At 49.6% G+C, this 17724-nt stretch carries 17 protein-coding genes and 1 riboswitch; of the genes, 15 read left to right on the top strand and 2 right to left on the bottom strand.

Features of this window, described 5'->3' with window-relative positions:
• Positions 1–225 precede the first annotated feature (225 nt).
• The 5 genes from ACFPOF_RS23700 to ACFPOF_RS23680 all read left to right on the top strand — a co-directional run bounded on the left by ACFPOF_RS23700 (position 226) and on the right by ACFPOF_RS23680 (position 5094).
• Positions 226–666 (top strand): hypothetical protein, encoded by a 441-nt coding sequence (locus ACFPOF_RS23700; protein WP_378137338.1) that lies wholly within the window; start codon positions 226–228, stop codon positions 664–666.
• A gap of 288 nt (positions 667–954) precedes the next feature.
• Positions 955–1488, top strand: a complete 534-nt coding sequence (locus tag ACFPOF_RS23695) for a dihydrofolate reductase family protein (RefSeq protein ID WP_378137336.1) — start codon at positions 955–957, stop codon at positions 1486–1488.
• Between the two features lie 797 nt (positions 1489–2285).
• On the top strand, positions 2286–3110 hold the full coding sequence (gene yidC, locus ACFPOF_RS23690) for a membrane protein insertase YidC (protein ID WP_378137340.1): 825 nt from the start codon (positions 2286–2288) through the stop codon (positions 3108–3110).
• 95 nt (positions 3111–3205) lie between these two features.
• Entirely contained in the window at positions 3206–4372 is a 1167-nt protein-coding gene (locus ACFPOF_RS23685) for a purple acid phosphatase family protein (RefSeq protein ID WP_378137334.1), read from the top strand.
• Between the two features lie 104 nt (positions 4373–4476).
• Positions 4477–5094, top strand: a complete 618-nt coding sequence (locus tag ACFPOF_RS23680; protein WP_378137332.1) for a flavin reductase family protein — start codon at positions 4477–4479, stop codon at positions 5092–5094.
• Here the strand turns inward: ACFPOF_RS23680 and ACFPOF_RS23675 are convergent.
• Complete coding sequence (locus ACFPOF_RS23675) at positions 5065–6279, bottom strand: MFS transporter (RefSeq protein WP_378137330.1); 1215 nt, start codon at positions 6277–6279, stop codon at positions 5065–5067. The genes ACFPOF_RS23680 and ACFPOF_RS23675 overlap by 30 nt on opposite strands.
• A 146-nt stretch (positions 6280–6425) precedes the next feature.
• On the opposite strand from ACFPOF_RS23675, the gene ACFPOF_RS23670 reads away from it, so the two are divergent.
• Both ACFPOF_RS23670 and helD read left to right on the top strand, forming a co-directional pair.
• A complete protein-coding gene (locus ACFPOF_RS23670; RefSeq protein WP_378137328.1) occupies positions 6426–7172 on the top strand; it encodes a MerR family transcriptional regulator in 747 nt (248 codons plus the stop codon).
• A gap of 222 nt (positions 7173–7394) precedes the next feature.
• Complete coding sequence (helD, locus tag ACFPOF_RS23665; protein ID WP_378137326.1) at positions 7395–9818, top strand: RNA polymerase recycling motor HelD; 2424 nt, start codon at positions 7395–7397, stop codon at positions 9816–9818.
• Here helD and ACFPOF_RS23660 read toward each other — a convergent pair.
• Positions 9775–10692: a helix-turn-helix domain-containing protein gene (locus tag ACFPOF_RS23660; protein WP_378137324.1), complete on the bottom strand. Its 918-nt coding sequence runs from the start codon at positions 10690–10692 to the stop codon at positions 9775–9777. The genes helD and ACFPOF_RS23660 overlap by 44 nt on opposite strands.
• 124 nt (positions 10693–10816) lie before the next feature.
• On the opposite strand from ACFPOF_RS23660, the gene ACFPOF_RS23655 reads away from it, so the two are divergent.
• From ACFPOF_RS23655 to ACFPOF_RS23620, 8 genes are all read left to right on the top strand, one after another.
• Positions 10817–12406, top strand: coding sequence for a glycoside hydrolase family 31 protein (locus ACFPOF_RS23655; protein WP_378137322.1), 1590 nt, complete (start codon positions 10817–10819; stop codon positions 12404–12406).
• Positions 12372–13190 carry a DUF6597 domain-containing transcriptional factor gene (locus ACFPOF_RS23650; protein ID WP_378137320.1) on the top strand — a complete coding sequence of 273 codons (819 nt, stop codon included), beginning with the start codon at positions 12372–12374 and terminating at the stop codon, positions 13188–13190. Before ACFPOF_RS23655 ends, ACFPOF_RS23650 begins: the two co-directional genes overlap by 35 nt.
• 150 nt (positions 13191–13340) lie before the next feature.
• On the top strand, positions 13341–14195 hold the full coding sequence (locus ACFPOF_RS23645) for an MFS transporter (RefSeq protein WP_378137318.1): 855 nt from the start codon (positions 13341–13343) through the stop codon (positions 14193–14195).
• Positions 14171–14596, top strand: coding sequence for an MFS transporter (locus tag ACFPOF_RS23640; protein ID WP_378137316.1), 426 nt, complete (start codon positions 14171–14173; stop codon positions 14594–14596). Before ACFPOF_RS23645 ends, ACFPOF_RS23640 begins: the two co-directional genes overlap by 25 nt.
• Entirely contained in the window at positions 14586–14972 is a 387-nt protein-coding gene (locus tag ACFPOF_RS23635; RefSeq protein ID WP_378137314.1) for a VOC family protein, read from the top strand. Before ACFPOF_RS23640 ends, ACFPOF_RS23635 begins: the two co-directional genes overlap by 11 nt.
• Positions 14973–15015: 43 nt before the next feature.
• Positions 15016–15095, top strand: a riboswitch (ZMP/ZTP riboswitch).
• A 59-nt stretch (positions 15096–15154) separates the two neighbouring features.
• On the top strand, positions 15155–16003 hold the full coding sequence (locus ACFPOF_RS23630; RefSeq protein WP_378137310.1) for a bifunctional 5,10-methylenetetrahydrofolate dehydrogenase/5,10-methenyltetrahydrofolate cyclohydrolase: 849 nt from the start codon (positions 15155–15157) through the stop codon (positions 16001–16003).
• 58 nt (positions 16004–16061) lie between these two features.
• Entirely contained in the window at positions 16062–17015 is a 954-nt protein-coding gene (locus ACFPOF_RS23625; RefSeq protein WP_378137308.1) for a helix-turn-helix transcriptional regulator, read from the top strand.
• Positions 17016–17081: 66 nt separating this feature from the next.
• Positions 17082–17600: a GyrI-like domain-containing protein gene (locus ACFPOF_RS23620; RefSeq protein WP_378137306.1), complete on the top strand. Its 519-nt coding sequence runs from the start codon at positions 17082–17084 to the stop codon at positions 17598–17600.
• Positions 17601–17724 lie beyond the last annotated feature (124 nt).

The following is a 17724-nucleotide window of genomic DNA, read 5'->3' as shown; positions in this document are numbered from 1 at the left end:
TAAATGCTTTGTCAAACTTCTTCCGTTGCCCCATAGAAATTCCCTCCACCTTTTATTATAGAGGGTTTCTCTGTGTCCATCTATTCGGGGCAAGATCAAACACCTTTCATTCACACCACCTGAAGATTATCCTTAATACGGAGCCCCCCCTTTTTTTCAAAAGCGAACGTAACATCCTTAGACACAGAACGTCTATGAAGTATCTAAGAAATAGGGGAATGTGAAATGAAATTTCGAATGATTATATTTATCCTTGCTATTGTTACTGTTCTGACAGGTTGCACTAATGAGGTTGAAAGTAAAGTCACGCCAGATACTGGCACTGTAACGCTAGACGGTGTAACGCAAGCACTGGAAGTTCAAGGGCTAAAACTTCAACAAATTCACCCGAAGGGCGGCACATCACCTTTTGAAAAGTTAAATGATGTTACGGCAGTTACGTTTGCCGTAGATTCGTCGGTTGTTTCAAATGTAAATGTGTACATCTACGTTTTTAAATCCGAAGAGGCCCGAATTGAAGGGCATAAAGACTTGGATGAAATATTAGCGGATGCTAAGATATTAATTGAACCACGTGTTTACGAGAACAGAAATGTAATGGTTGTCCATTTTGGTGAAAAAACTGATTACGAAGCGATAATTGAATCGACAATAAAATCGTTATAAGTGATAAGATACAACGGGTTACCCTAAAACGGGTATGCCCTATTCTATATTGTAATAGCAACAGGACAGCCAATGTTTATCTCGTTCCATCCTCCAACTCGTTAACGGAGAACGATAGCTCAATCATGACACGACGGCAGCCGGCCTCAGAACGATCGGATGCCGTCGTTGCGCTAACGGGCAGTTTAGCAATTTGTAAGATTTTTTTCGCTGTATCTTTGAATTAGGGATAGCCCCCTAGTTCCTTTTATGGATATATTTATACTATGAGAAATGAGGGAATGAAAAATGGGAAAAATCGCGGCATCGATCTATTTGTCTTTCGACGGAGTCATGGAAGAGCCTGGGCTTTGGCACATGCCTTATTGGGATGATGAAATGGCCGATTTTCAACGCGAAGTGTTCTATCCAAGCGATGCACTTCTTCTGGGGCGAATTACTTACGAAGGTTTTGCGGCAGCGTGGCCCAAGATCAAGGGGGAGGGGGCCGACGAGATGAATGCCATGCCCAAGTACGTGGTTACCACCAAGTTAGAAGAACCCGAATGGAACGCCACGTTCATCAAGAACAACATCATCGAAGAAGTGACCAAGCTTAAGCAGGGTACGGATCGACAATATCTGATCTACGGCAGTGGTCAACTCATTCGCACCTTGATGGATCACAATCTTATCGACGAGTATCACTTTATGGTCCATCCTGTCGTATTGGGCAAGGGCAAACGATTTTTTATGGATCAGAATCAAACAAATTTGAAGCTGTTACGTGCTAAGACAACGACAAAAGGTGTGCTTCTTTTAACCTATCAAGCCTCTGAATGAGTTTACTGAACATCGGGAGATGGAAGATCAACCGGGGTCTTTGTTACGCTAACGGGCAACGTTAGTTCAATGAAACAGCGACAGTCTAGGACTTTATTTCTCGTCCCTGGCTGTCGCCGTTTCAATTTCTTGGGTCAGTCTAAAACTTATTTTATGGAGTCTGACGGTAAGACAATTCGAAAAGCTGCGTGGAATTAAGACATCCAGTCTAATACTTTATTTTCATCAGACATTCCGGCTGTATATTCGGTGTAGACGAACCAATCCCCAACCATCTGAGATAGAAGAAAGTAGGTGTCTTTATATACGGAATAATGACTTCTTTCTTGGAAGGAGCGTTCGGTTTGAAACGGATTAAAGTTCCCGGTTGGAGGACATATCCCTCTATCGCATACACTCATCCTTGATCAACGCTGCTCGCAATTCGCGTAAGTAGGAACGAAAGTGATATAAAAAACGTAAACAATATATGCGGTTTATTTATGCTCGTCAGCAACGGAGGTGAACTTGGCTGGATTATTTTTTCGACTTGGTGCAACTGGCGCTTTCAATCGGTCTTATTTCTACAATACTGGTTCTTCCTTTTAGCTATTTCTCAACCCGTGCGATTCGTTGGAGCCATGAAGTCGACGCCGCCGGTTCAACGTTGTTCGTGTCTGTCAGAGAGCCGCATTTTGACAGTATACAGCGGTGGATAGCACGGGCAGCCAGACGTAAAGAATCGCCTGATGAAGAAGCCTCCGGTCCTTCCCACACATTGATAGCTCAACTTTCAATTAGGGAGGACTACTGTGAAAATGAATTTGATGTCTCAAAAATGGGTGAAGCCCATTCTCGTTATGCTACTCGTGGTTATCCCGGTGCTTCTGCTTAGCGGGTGCTCGACAGCCGCTCCATCTCATCCGATTAGTGCCGATTCGCCCGGGGTATTTAATCATTACCTGGTTTATCCTTTCTCATACTTGATTAAATTTTTCGCTAATGCGTTCAACGGCGATTATGGATTATCTATCGTACTGATGACCTTGCTAATCAGATTGGCGATCATGCCGCTCATGGCGCACCAAACGAAGAAGCAACTAGCGATGAGATCAAAGATGGCCGTTCTCCAGCCGGAGCTGGACGCGCTTAAAGAGAAGTACAAGAACAACACAAGCGCGGAGGGCAAAAGGCAGCAGCAAGTCGAGATGATGCAGCTGTACCAGAAGCATCAATTCAACCCACTCAACATAGGGTGTTTGCCGATGCTGCTTCAGTGGCCGATTACGCTCGCGTTCTACTACGCGATCCGTCGGACCCCGGAGATCGCTTCCCACAATTTTCTATGGTTCAGCTTAGGACATACGGATATGATATTGCCGTTTATCGCCGCGGCAGTGTATTACGTTCAGTTCCGCGTGTCGCAATCCGTCTCGGCTCAGTATCAGCAAAATGCAAACAACCAGTTGGCTTTCATCGGACTATTGTCTCCGATTATGATGGGCGTGTTTGCTTTTGCCATGCCGGCGGCGTTGCCGTTGTATTGGGCGGTAGGCGGTATATTCATCATCGTCCAAACGATTATGTTGAACAAAATATACGCGAAACCGGCGCAGCAAGCGCAAGCTACATTGGCAAAGTAATAGGTTAGCAAGAAAAAATGCAGAGCTTCCGAGACGACTCAGAAGCTCTGCATTTCGCTTTACTTCCATTTCTTGAGCTCAAATGAGGTGCGATAATGCTCACTATCCTTAAAGGCCCCTATTTGCAATGGCCAACGTTGGAAACGATGACATTCATGTGGGAGACATCCGAGCCCTCTACTTCAGAAGTCAGAGTTTTCGTGGCGGAGAGGATACATAGCGGTCATCACGGAAATTTCAAGCGGCCGGAGCAATTGCTGTCTTCCGTCGCGACTCAAGAGTACTCTACAATCCACCAAGTAACAGTAGCCAACCTGCAACCGGGGACGTATTACTTTTACCAAGTGTACTCCAGCAATGAGTCCGGAGATGTTGAATCGAACTTCTATCCATTCATGACGGCGGCGGGAGATGGCATTCCGTTTTCTTTCGCGGTGACGAGCGAGACTGGCGGATTCAGCGGTTTTGATCAATCGGGCGGACAAATTAATCGAAATATTTTTGCGCAAATGAAAAGATATCGCCCGGATATCGCGTTATTTATCGGCGATATTGTCGATGATGGCGACGAGTACGACCATTGGGAGAAATATTTCTTTGCCCCGGGCCAGGAGTTGCTGGTCAATACGCCATCGTACTGCTGCTTGGGCAACCATGAGAATAACGGCTCTTGGTTTTATAAGTATTTCGCTTTTGCCGCCCCCAAAAACTTCTATTCATTCGATTATGGAGATGTTCATTTTGTTTGTTTGGACAGCACCGACTTCATAAAATCGGAAACCTATCCTTATAGCTCGGAAGAGATCGGTCCCGGCCATGCGCAATATGAGTTTCTGTTGCATGATTTAAGGGCATCTTCTGCTAAATGGAAGATTGTATTTTTTCATTATCCGCCGTACGTCTCTGGAGGCTATGAAGTAGAGGCGATGCGGAAGCTCTGCTCCGTTATGGAGCAAGCGGGTGTCGATGTCGTATTTAGCTCCCATACCATCGTCTATGAACGAAGCCATCCGCTAAAGGATGGCAAAATTGATTTTCAAGACGGTATCGTCTATGTAGTGGCGGGCGGAGCGGGAGCGATGCCGGAATGGCTGCTTCCCAAAAGAGCATGGCATACCTCGCAATCGTTAGCCGTACCTCACTTCGTACAAGGTGTTGTGACACCGCAGAGTTTGGAATTACGGGCAATCGACGAGAACGGCAACCTATTTGATCTATTCCGTCTAACCAAGGATGACGAAGGCAACAAGTCCTACTTCTAGCATAATTTCAACATCTTGCTGTCTCATTCCAAATCCGTATTGCCGCTTGTCGACTTGTGCTACATTAGACACACGTTGCACTTACGGAAGGGAGACAAGCGAATATGCATGTTGAAATTGAACCTAAAATCCTGTATTTCGGCACGTCAGTTGTGCTGATCAGCACGTTGAATGAGGACGGCACACCGAATCTGGCTCCGATGTCTTCGGCATGGTGGCTGAATCGCTCGTGTATGCTCGGACTGAGCAGCAAATCGCAAACTGTCCTAAATATGATCCGGGAGGGAGAATGTGTGCTGAACTTGCCGTCCATCGACTTGATCCCGGCAATCGAAAGCCTCACCTTATTGACTGGCCGAAATCCGGTCCCGGAATCGAAGGCGGCCAGAGGCTATCGTTTCGAAGCCGATAAGTTCGGCGTGTCCGACCTGACCCCGATCCCGTCGCGGAATGTCCAAGCGCCGCGCGTCTTGCAATGTCCGGTTCACTTGGAGGCAAAGCTCGTAAAAGTCCATCCTTTCGAAGAGCCGAGTTCCTTAGTCGCGTTGGAGGTCCACATCAGCAAAATTCACGTGGAGCAGGAGTTGACGATGGAGGACCATCCCAATTACGTCAACCCGTCCAAATGGAATCCGATGATCATGAATTTCTGTGAATATTTTGGGTTGGCGGATCAGCTATCTACGTCGCGATTAGCCCCGGTGTTCGGACCAAACGCTTAGCGGAACGATGATAAGTAACCCTGCAAAAAAGAAGCATCCGGCGCATACGTACACGGCAGAAAGAGTGAACGTATTTTTCAACGCGCCTGCCACACTCATCATAAGAAGCATTGCCCCAGTCATCAGCGGGGTGCGAATGCCCATGACTCGTCCGATATAATCGTGGGTAGTCTGCTGCATGATTAATGTGCTGCTCCCTACAAAAATGGCCGGTTGAAGAAGAGCAATTATGAATTGGGCAATCATCGTCAGCCATATCTCGGTAGACAGGCCAGCCAAGACGATTCCGCAACCATTGACGAGTAAGCCGGCCATGAGAAACCGTTGCGGGGAGATTTTCGCAGCCAGGGCCATAGTGGCGACTCCCCCGACAATTTCCCCTGCTCCATACGACACATTGATCCACTGCAAAGCCTCGGAAGGCAACCCCAACTGCTCCGTAACGAGAAAGACGCTAAGTGGAGAGACTAATCCGACGCCTAGCCCAACGAACGTGAAACTGAGAGTAAGCTGCAAGATGAATGGATTGGCGACAACAAAACGAATACCATCCGCCATGTCGCTAAACAGAGAAGCTGAGTTGATTTCGGGATTACGGTACGGCAATGGGTCGCGCGGCACGTGATTGAGGGCTAACGCGGATAACATAAAACAAATGCCGGTCAATAAAATTGAAACTTCAATTCCGCATTGCTGATAAACGAACGTTCCCAGAATCGGACCGAGTACCATAAAGGCCGATGTGAGGGTTTGCATGAAAGACATACAGGATGGCGCATCTTCGTCGCGTACATGATGCTTAAACAGCTTCATGCCGGAAGGCTGCGCGAACTGCGATAGGGTGGAAGCGAACAAGGTTGCGCCAAACAAAGCTTGCCATGTACCGACTTCCAGCACCGCAAAGACCAGGAGTACGGACAATGAACTGAGCGCCTCGCACCACACCATCGTCTTTTTCGGCCGCCATCGATCCGCGAGCGCTCCCCCAATGAATGAAAAAATGAAAATTGGCGCATATTCCGCAACCGAAATCATGGCAACGGCAAATGGATCCCCGCCCGTTACTTCCATCACATACAACAGAACAGCAAAGTTACGGACCCAAATGCCGATCTGAGAAAAAAATGTTGAAACGATCACGGCTCGAACAAAACGGTTACGAAGCAATGGAATGGAACCTGTCACTGTTTTTTTCTCCCTTCTTCATGGTTTCGAATGTCATCGTAAGGCCTGCTGTAAGAGGAGAGTCAATCGCCTGCTGCGAAAAAAAATCGAGTTGACTCTCCCCCTAGGGGAGGCTTTACGCTATGAATGAAAGGGAGGAATGAGCCATGCTGTACACGGTAAAAGAAGTGTCGGAATTGTCTCATGTAACCATCAAAACGCTTCATCATTATCACAAAATCGATCTTCTCTTGCCGACGGAAATAAGCGAAGCGGGATATCGACTGTATGGGGCGCAAGAGTTGGAGAGATTGCAAGAGATTTTGTTCTATAGGGAACTGGATTTTCCGTTGGACAAAATCAAAGAAATGATGGGGCGCAATGCGGACCGGTTAACGATCCTGTCGCAGCAGGAGGAATTGCTACTGAATCGCAAACACAGGCTGGATAACATCGTTCAAACGTTGCGCAAGTCCATCTCATGTGCCAAGGAAGGGGAGGGCATGGATCATATGGAGATGTTTAAGGGGTTTGACAACGAGGAAGCATGGAACAACGCGTTGGCTGAGCAAAATCAACACTTGAAGGAAACGTACGGGATGGAGTCATTCGAGGTTGCTCCGGCGGAGATTCAAGACATGAATGAACAAGCGGCTGAAGCTGTGGCATTCATGAATAACATGGCGAACTCATTAAGAGAAGGCATTAAACATAACGATGCGATAGTAGGAAGCTTGATTGAGAATCATCTGGCATTTATGAAGCAGCATGGAAATCCGATATCGCCGAGTGACTTTGCAATGCAGACCCGGTTTTTCCTGAGCGATGATTTTCATCTCAAGATGCTCGAGAGCCAGCAAACAGGGCTGGCTTATTACCTATCGGCAGCGGCGGAAGCTTTCGCATCGGACTAGAGTGGGCGAAAAAATAAAAACCCCGGCATCATTGCCGGGGTTAATTGTCATAAAGGCGATTGCACACAAAGCCGCACTGTGGTATGATAAGGAACCATCAGTGAGTTTTGTGCATGAAATTACAAGTGTTGCATCTTATCTTTAATTTAATTTTATCACACAGGCTGGCGGTTGTCAAACGTTCAATTTCTTCAGACTTTATGGGAGGGAGCGTGTCCAGGAATGATCAACGAGCGCGATTGGCAACAAGAGCAGGAACGGTTGGAGCAAGTATCGGAGAAGCTTCAACAGAGAATCGCCGAATTAGAGCCGGAAGTGGCTGGATTACACAGTCAGGCGGGAGATATTCGTAAACGATTCTGGGAAGAAGTAACGGTCAACACGAGTTCCGACGAAGATTTCGAGGAGACTTTCCACAGCATTAAACAACAAGAGGCATTGCTGTCGGAACGGGAACGTAGCTATCGGCTGCGTGTCCAGCAATGGAATAACATGAAGCGGTTGCTGAAGTCGCCTTATTTCGGGCGCATAGATTTTCAAGAGGATGGTCTCGGCTTCAGCGAGCAAATATATATTGGCGTCTCCTCTTTCGTGGATTCGGATGGTTTAAGCTTCTTGGTCTACGATTGGCGTACGCCGATTGCAAGCATGTATTACGACTACCCACCGGGAAAAGCTTCTTACGATACGCCGGGCGGGCGCATCGCGGGAACGATGGAGTTGAAGCGGCAATATCAGCTCAGCGCAGGTAAACTTCATAACGTGATCGACACGAGCTTAACGATTGGAGATGAATTGCTCCAGCAGGCGCTCGGCCAAAGTGCGGATACCCAAATGAAAACGATCGTGGCTACGATCCAGAAAGAGCAGAACGCAATCATTCGCGACGATAAGAGCCGAATGCTCATCGTTCAAGGGGCGGCCGGCAGCGGGAAAACATCTGCGGCTCTGCAGCGGGTAGCTTACTTGCTGTATAAGCACCGCGAGAAGCTTAAAGCCGATCAGATCGTTCTTTTCTCGCCGAATCCGATGTTTAACAGCTATGTGTCGACCGTTCTTCCCGAACTCGGCGAAGAAAATATGCAGCAGACGACGTTCCAAGAATATTTGGAGCATGGGCTTGGCGAGGCTCTGCGTCCGGAGGACCCGTTTGACCAGATCGAATACACGCTGACGGAACAATCCACGCAAGCATATAAGGCACGGCTGATGGGGATCGCGTACAAAGCATCCACTGCATTCCTTCAAGCTCTCCGCAATTATGCAGGCTGGCTTGAGCGGGAAGGCATGCGATTTAACGGAATTCGGTTTCGGGATCGCGATTTGATCACTGCCGAACAGATGGCAACGCAGTTTTACGGGTACGACCCTACTACCCGTCTGGCCAACCGAGTAGCGCTGCTGCAAGAATGGCTGCTCAAGCAGTTAGCTGATCTTGAACGCAAGGAGAAGGATGAGTTATGGGTGCAGGAGGAACTCAACTACCTCGACAACGATCAGTATGCCGCAGTTCACAGCGAGTTGCATAAAGACCGGGGCGTCTTCGAATTCGCTGAGAAATATGAAACCATTCAAGAGATACTGCAAAACAAACCCCGTCGAGACGAAGCGGACTTCGACTATGCCGAGCGAGAGGAAGAGCTGCTGCGCCGCATGGTCGTGAAGGAGCAGTTTAAACCGCTGAGGAGAAGCGTAAAGCGGATGGCGTTCATCGACATGGTTGGTCTGTATGCTCAACTGTTCGGGGGCGCGAATGATTATAGAACGATGACGAATGAGATAGATGTTCCGGAGTTATGGTCCGACATCGGTGAGCAAACGAAGGGGAAGATCGAGCGGCTTGAACTGTTCTACGAGGACGCGACGCCGTATTTGTATTTCAAAGAACTCGTCGAAGGCGTTCGGATGAACACTGAAGTGCGGCATATTTTCGTCGATGAAGGCCAGGATTATTCGATGTTTCAGTACGAGTTTCTCAAAAGGTTATTCCCGCGGGCTCGCATGACGGTACTCGGCGATTTCGGGCAAGCCATCTTCACTCAGGCAACGGAGCTGTACGGGACCGGGGGGGACTCCCCGCTCATCCAGCTGTACGGAGAGCCGGACACGAACCTGATTCGCCTCGTTCGCAGTTATCGATCGACCCGCGAAATCGTGGAGTTCACGAGGGAACTGTTGCCAGGGGGACAGGAGATTATCCCTTTCGATAGAAGAGGGCCGAAGCCGCTGTTATTGAAGGCGGACAGCAGTGAACAATTGGCGGCGCGAATAACGGAGGAGCTCTCGGCGCTTCAAGCGGAAGGTTTCGCCTCCATCGCCGTGATAACGAAATCAGCCGCCGAAAGCCGGGAAGCTCACGTTCTCTTGACTGCGCACGGATGCCCGTCGCTTCGGCTCGTTACGAAACGAACACCTTCCTTCGAGAAAGGGACGTTGGTTATTCCCGCCTATTTGGCGAAAGGGATCGAGTTCGACGCCGTTCTGATCTATGATGCATCTTCGAACACCTACCATCGGGAGAGCGAACGCAAACTGTTTTATACCGCGTGCACACGTGCGATGCATCGACTTCTATTGTTCGCAGCGGGGGAATGGACACCGTTCATTCAAGCGGTGGATTCGTCGCGGTACGAGATGAAGGGGTAAGTTGAACCGGCCTGCGCCGAAGCTGCATAGGCGTGCAACCGCGATAACGTTTGAACAGTTCGTCCAAGTATTGCACGGTTCCGAAGCCGGTTTGCTCAGCGATCCGTGTGATCGGCAGGTCCGTGTCGCGAATGAGCGCTTCTGCTTTGCCAATGCGGTATAGATGCATGTACTCCGTAAACGTGCGGCCGACGGCGTGTTTGAACACTCGGCAAAAATGGTAAGTGCTCATGCCGGCCGCTCGAGCCGCTTCGCCGACCGTCAGCCTCACTGTGTACCGCGATTCGATAAGGGAGATCGCTTCTTTGAGCCGTTCCATGCTTCGCTTCGCGGCTTCGTCGCGCGCATCTTTGCCTCCCGCTTGTTCTCCGTATGCGCGGGCTAGCTCTAATAGCAGCACATGGAGGTAGGACTTGATTGCCAACTCGAAACCTGCTCTGCGACCAACATACTCTTCGATGATTGAGCGGACGATCGCCGTGCAAGCTTCGTAGCCGTCATTCCCGGTTTGCAACACAACGGGAAGATGCAGCCTGCCCGTCAGCATAGAGCGGGAGGCGACGTTCATGAAGTCCGAGCTGGCGAGTCGACTTCGATCGAGCAAAATCGTGTAATAGTCCGGCGGACCATCGACGATATATCCGCTATGGATGACGCCTTCCCCGATCAGAATAAGGTCGCCGGCTTGCCCGATGAACGAATGTCCTCCGATATGCAATTCTACTTGCCCTTGTCTCACATAGATCAGTTCCAGGCAGTCATTATGCCAATGCGGCGGAAAAATCGTCGTTCCGTTGCACTCCGGTCGGAACAGATTAAACGGGTACTTGTCGTCAAGCATGGCCAAGTATTGATTGTTGTCGCTGACGCTCATGTTTCCGCTCGCCTCCTTGAAGTCGAGAGCAAGATCGTGTAAAAAATCCGCAAGGTTGTCCGTAGACTCGTGCCTCGATTGTACTCTATGATCAAGGCAATGAACAGGACAAAGGGGTAGGATCATGATGGGAAGTCGGGAGCTATGCATTCATCTGCTGGATGGCGAAGTCTGGTGGGGCGGAGATATTACTTACGGAGACCAGATGCCATTCGGGAGAGAGACGGTCGAAGTCGACCTTGCCGCTGGCATACGAGGCAATCAGGCGGCGCCGCTGCTTGTCTCGAACAAAGGGCGATATGTATGGGCTGACGACCCGATTCGTTATCGGTTCGAGGACGGCTTGTTGACCGTAACCTGCGAAGCGAGCGAGCCAATGTTGCGGGAGTCGGGCGGCAATCTCCGTGAAGCATTCCGCTCGGCGGCGGACGCGCACTTCCCGGCAACCGGAACGCTGCCGGATGAGCGGTTTTTCTCGGTGCCGCAATATAATTTGTGGATTGAGCTGCAATACGAACCGACCCAGGAGAAGACGCTGCGATACGCCGAGGCGGTGCTGGCGAACGGCCTGCCTCCAGGCGTCATCATGATCGACGACAACTGGATGGAAGACTACGGGGTATGGCGTTTTCGGGCGGATCGATTCCCCGATCCCAAGGCGATGACAGACAGGCTGCATGAGCTCGGTTTTCAAGTTATACTATGGACATGTCCATTCGTCAGCCCAGACAATGCCGCCAATTTCCGCATGCTGGAGAGTAACGGGTATTTGCTGCGCGATGAGCGTGGCGAGACCGCGATTCGCCGATGGTGGAACGGTTACAGCGCCGTGCTCGACTGTACGAATTCGGGGGCGGTGGCGTGGTATCAGGAAGAGCTGCAGCGCCTGATGAACGATTACGGCATCGACGGATTTAAGCTTGACGCAGGCGATCCTGAATTTTACAGGGCGTCCGACTTGAGCGCGGTGCCAATGCACCCGAACGGCCATTGCGAGGCGTGGGCGAAGGTCGGCCTACACTATGCCTTTAACGAGTACCGCGCCTGCTGGAAAATGGGGGGGCAGCCGCTCGTCCAGCGACTGCGTGACCGCAATCATAGTTGGGATCTGAACGGGCTAGCCTCGCTGATCCCGAACGGACTCGCGCAAGGGCTGTCCGGGTATGCGTTTATTTGCCCAGATATGATCGGCGGCGGGCAGATCAGCGATGTAGAGAATAATCCGTCGTTCCGCATCGATCAGGAGCTGTTTGTCCGTTATGCCCAGTGCTCGGCGCTATTTCCGATGATGCAATTCTCGACGGCGCCTTGGCGCGTGTTGGATAAAGAACATCTTGCACTCTGCGTCGAAGCGGCGAAGCTACATGCTGGGCTGGGGGACACGTTCCTTGCACTCGCGAGGCATGCTGCCGTGACCGGAGAACCGATCATGCGTCATATGGCGTATGTATTCCCGGACAGCGGGCTTGAGGATGTCACCGACCAGTTCATGATCGGCGACAGTTTGCTCGTGGCGCCAGTCGTCGAGCAGGGGGCTCGCAGTCGCGCGATCCGTTTTCCGGCAGGGGAATGGCTAGGAGATGATGGGAGCAGCGTGCAGGGACCTTGCGTATTGGAGGTGGAAGCGCCGCTATCCCGATTGCCGCATTATCGGTTGATGATAGGAGGCGCTATAGGGAATGGGGAGCGTTTATCGTCCGATACAAACCCCTAAATTGCAAAAGGAACAGCAGCGTCCCGGCTACAGCTATCAAGAATATGCACCTTGCGAACAACTGACGCCGTACGTTGCGTGTTACTGGACATTGGATTTTCATGCGGATGTCGAGAGTCAACTCCATCGAATTATTCCGGACGGCTGCGTAGATATTATCGTGAATCGTCTATCACCTTCCAGCCGGAAAGCAGCCTTCGTTGAAGGGATCATGACGCAGTACGAGCTCATACACTTGTCCGAGGTTCAATCTTTGTTTGGGATTCGCTTTTTCTTGGAATCGGCGCAAACTGTTCTGAAATTCCCTGTTTCCGCGTTTGCCGGTCAGCATGTTTTTCTCGAAGAATTATGGGGGCTGGAAGGGGAACATTTCGTCGAAGAGATATTGTCGGCGAATATGGCTACGGAAATAGTGGGCGTCGTTGAACGCCAGCTGAAGCGGGTGTTCGCTGTGGACGATTCCTCCGTTCACCCGTTGCTGCACGCAAGCGTGCAGTATTTGTACGCGGCTAAAGGAAATCTCTCCATGTTGGGGTTGGCGGAAGAGCTTGGATTCAGCGAACGCCATCTGAGACGAGTGTTCCATTCCGAACTTGGAGTCGGCCCGAAGGAAATGATCGGCATTGTTAGATTTCAAAGCATGCTCCGCGAGATTTACTCCGGCTCCTATACGAACTTGACGGATCTCGCTTTAAAATACGGTTACTATGATCAATCCCACTATATTAAAAACTTCAAACGTTACTACGGGATTCTACCCAAACAAATTTCGAAAACGGACTGAAAAAAGTCCGTTTTTTACTATTTTTAGCGACATTGAAAGGGCTATTGTTAAAGTATTCATTGCATAGCATGCATGGCGAAGGAGGAATGGCATGGCCCAAGTCGTAACGAGTGCACAACCGGGTGAAGCCGACATACGTCGGGTTGTACCTTGGCTCCTCTATGTGATCTTTTTTTCGGCATCGGCTCTATCCTATTTGGGAAGCTGAGCGATTCATTTAGCCCTAACTACTTGATGGTGATTGGCATTGCCATCTATACGGCGAGTTCGATTCTCGGATTTATTTTCCACGGACAATATATGACGGTTCTCGTCTTCCGTGTGATTCAGGGACTTGGAGCCTCGGCCATCCCGGCTGTGAATAACACCATTATTACGCGTTATTTTACGGCGACGGGGCGGCAAAAAATGTTCGGTCTCGTCACATCGGCGTTTTCTTTCGGCGTGGCGGCTGGGCCGGTGCTCGGAGGGACTATTACCGGGCGCGTAGACTGGGCTTACTTGTTTTTAATCCCGGTGCTTACGCTTGTGTCCATCCCTTTTTTCTTAAAATATTTGCCTGCCGAAGAGAAGAGGAAAGGGAAGTTCGATCTGCTCGGCGCTGTTCTTGCGGCATTGACAGTTACGGGGTTTCTGTTGTTTCTGACGCAATTGGAAGTCGTGTATCTGTTGTGCAGCCTTGCGGCAGGCGTATGGTTCGTCATTCATATTCGGCGAATTGATGATCCTTTTCTCCAGCCTTCGATCTTTCAGAATCCGCTGTATAGAATGAGCGTAATTGTCGGATTTCTGATGTTTAGCGCGATGATGACGATGATGTTTCTATTGCCGCTGATGTTATCCCAGTTGTACAGTCTAAGTGCGGAGACGATTGGCATGGTCATGTTTCCCGGAGCGATCTGTGCGGCTTTGTTCGGTAAATTAGCCGGAGACATCGTTGTAAAAAGAGGAGCCCAGTATGTGACTGAAGTGGACTTTTCTTGTCCGCTCTCGGGTTCACGCTGATCTGGATCAGCATTGATCAAAGGGTATGGTGGGTAGCGGTGGCTTTGATCGTCATGAACATCGGGTATGCTTTCTCGCAGACTTCCATTACGGAAAGCGTGTCTTCTACGCTCAGCGAAGATCGGATTGGCATCGGAATGGGGATATTTAGTTTAGGCATGTTTATTGCACAGGCGGTAGGTACGGCTGTAGCGGCGAAGTTGTTGGACGACTCGCTGCTCACTTTGCCGCTTCATCCGTTCGTTGATAGACAAGAGCAGTTGTCGTACGCGAACTTGACGCTCCTCATGATTCTTGTTGTGCTTTGCAGCACATTCATGTATTACTTGTTTTCTCGCAGGAGAAAGACGCTAAATAAAAGTTCAAAAGCGACTAAAGGAGATATGAGTTATGGGAATTAAATTGGACATGGTCGGCATTGTGGTAAAGGACATGAAAGCGGCTTTGGATTTCTATCGGACGTTAGGTTTGGACATTCCGGAACAAGCCAACGGAGAGGCGCACGTTGAAGTGGCGCAAAGCGGGTTCCGACTGGCATTTGACAAACAAGAAATGATCAAAGGCGTTTATGGCGGCTGGGTTGAGCCTGTAGGACATCGGATTGAAATTGCATTCTTGTGCGACAGTAGCGATGAGGTAAACAAGGTTTATCAAACCGTAATCGAGGCCGGATACCAAGGACACAACGAGCCATGGGATGCCTTCTGGGGGCAGCGCTATGCGATCGTGCAGGACCCGGACGGCAACTTGATTAGTTTGTTTGCTTCGTTGGAGTAAATATTGTCAGCATCCAATATTTCTGGCAAAATATATTTAAGCATGCGGTATGTGTAACTGGCGAAACGTGGAGTACCACGGGGGAGCACATACTTCAAATGGCCGATCGCCTGGGCAAAGGTAAGGAGGATATTTCTCCTTGCCTCTTTGCGTTTCTATACAAATAGAGAGGGCTGATGACGATGAACGCTGAACCGCTCATTCTAGATGGAAACAAAGTTGCTGCGGAGATTAAGGTTCGCTTAGCCAGTCGTGTCGAGGAACTTGCTGTGAAAGGAGTTGTTCCGTGTCTTGCAACAGTCTTGGTCGGTGAAGACCCCTCATCGGCTACCTACGTACGGATGAAAGTGAATGCTTGCAACAGACTTGGCATCCGGTCTGTCCGTATCGACCTGCCTAAGGAGACAACGACAGAGCAATTGATTGAGGTTATACAGCAGTTAAATAAGGACCCGGAAGTTCATGGTATCTTATTGCAGCACCCTGTACCTCATCATATCGATGAACGAGCTGCATTCGACGCGATCTCAATTGACAAGGACGTAGATGGGGTAACAACGGAAGGATTCGCACAAAATGCTTTTGGATTCGCAATGTTTCCTTCTTGTACTCCTGCGGCTATCATGGCAATCATGGATTATTACAAGCTTCAGGTATCGGGCAAACATGCAGTAGTAGTCGGCAGAAGTCCCATTCTAGGCAAACCTGTATCGGCTATGTTGTTAAATAACGATGCTACGGTAACCACATGTCATTCCAAGACGACCGGGCTAGAACATTTCGTTCGATCGGCCGATATTGTCGTCGCTGCAGTCGGTAAACCCGAGTTTGTTCGAGGCGATTGGATTAAGCCGGGGGCTGTAATTTTGGATGCGGGGTACAACCCGGGGAATATTGGAGATGTAGACTTTAATGCATGCCTCCAGCACGCTTCTGCCATTACGCCAGTACCTGCTGGCGTTGGACCTGTAACCATTGCTATGCTATTGAAACATACGGTTGATGCTGCAACGAAACGATCAGCTAATTGAAAAATGATCCGGAGACTCGCTTGATATAGCTGGCCTACTACAATGGAGGGTACTTACGATGAAGCTGGAAAGGCTGTTATCCATCATCATCTTGCTGCTGAATCGACGTATCGTACAGGCCAAAGAGCTTGCAGAGCGCTTCGAGGTGTCCGTGCGGACGATTTACAGGGATATCGATGCCATTAATGGGGCGGGAATTCCTGTCGTCACCTATCAGGGGACGAACGGAGGTATCGGGTTGGCGGAAGGATACCGCTTGGATCGCAATGTGCTGACGAACGACGAACTCGCCGCTATCGTCACAGCTTTGCGTAGTATCTCTACCTCATATGGTAACGAACAGCATCTGCAGTTAATGGAGAAAATCAATAGTGTTGTTCCACTTCAACACTCCGAGGAATTCCAGAATAAATCCAGCCGTGTGCTGATCGATCATTCGCCTTGGGATGGCAACGAGAGGCTGCGTCCCAAGTTGCAGCTGCTCAACGAAGCGATAGACAGTTGTCGAGTCGTTGGGTTCATCTATTCCGATGCCGAAGGGGCCGTATCTCACCGAATGGTAGAGCCGCATATGCTCATCATGAAAGGAAGAGAGTGGTATCTGAAAGCCTACTGCTTGGATAAGGAACAGTTCCGGCTGTTCAAGCTGAAAAGATTGAAAGAACTGGAGATCAATTCAGAGAAGACGTTCATTCGAAGAGAATTCTCCATGCAAGAAGGTGCCGTTGGCCAGAGCTCAAGTCATCCATCTAATTTGACTGAATTCGTCTTGCGCTTCCAAGCTGACTCTCGCTATTTGGCGGAGGAATGGTTTGGCATCGAGGAGATTATGTCCCTGGATGACGGTAGTTGGCAGGTGAGGAAGGCGTATCCGGAAGATGAATGGTTGTATAGATTCATTCTCGGCCTTGGCCACCACGCAGAGGTGCTGGAGCCTCCCCATCTACGAGCGATCATAGCTAGCCGTGCTGAACAAATTGCAAATTTATATCGAACAGACAAACCAACATGACAAATAGCTGTCATGTTGGTTGTTTTATACTTGGCTCATTCAACGATATGAGGAGAATGATCAGTGATGACAAACAATGCAGATCGCAAGACAATAAAACCAACCCGCTTTGAGGAGCGCCCTTCTTTTACACTAGCCGGGGTTGCCACCGTCACAACAAATGCAGCCGAATTAAGCGGTGCAGGGAAAATTGGCAAGCTGTATGAACAATACTACTCCCAAAATATTGGGGAGCGGCTGGCCCCTCAACAACTACAGTCTGGCTCTTATGGCTGTTACTTCAACTATGAAGACGGCGTGGCTGGAAAGTATGAAGTGATGGTTGGCGTACATGTGCGGGATGATCTGCAGACTCCATATCCCGATCAAGTCTCAACGTTCACCGTTCCATCTGCGAAATACGCGGTGTTCGTCACGGAGCGGGGTCCGATTATAGAGATGGTGCAACGGGCTTGGGCCGACATTTGGAAATGGGCGGAGGAGTCTGGCAATGAGCGGGCGTACACAGGTGATTTTGAGTATTATGCTCCGAATATCAACCCAAACGACGGAGAAGTGGAAATCTATATCGCTGTACGTGAGTGATGGGGGGATTACTTGCGGAAACACCTGACCTTGCATCGAAAGAGTAGACACAAAGAATGACCCTCGAAAATCCATTATCCTAACGTCATTCAGGAGATTTAACCTTAAATGGCGGGACATATTG

Source organism: Cohnella soli (assembly GCF_042655525.1).
Classification (GTDB): Bacteria; Bacillota; Bacilli; order Paenibacillales; family Paenibacillaceae; genus Cohnella; species Cohnella soli.
Note: the sequence above shows the minus strand (reverse complement) of the source record. Positions and strands in the feature narration are given on the sequence as shown.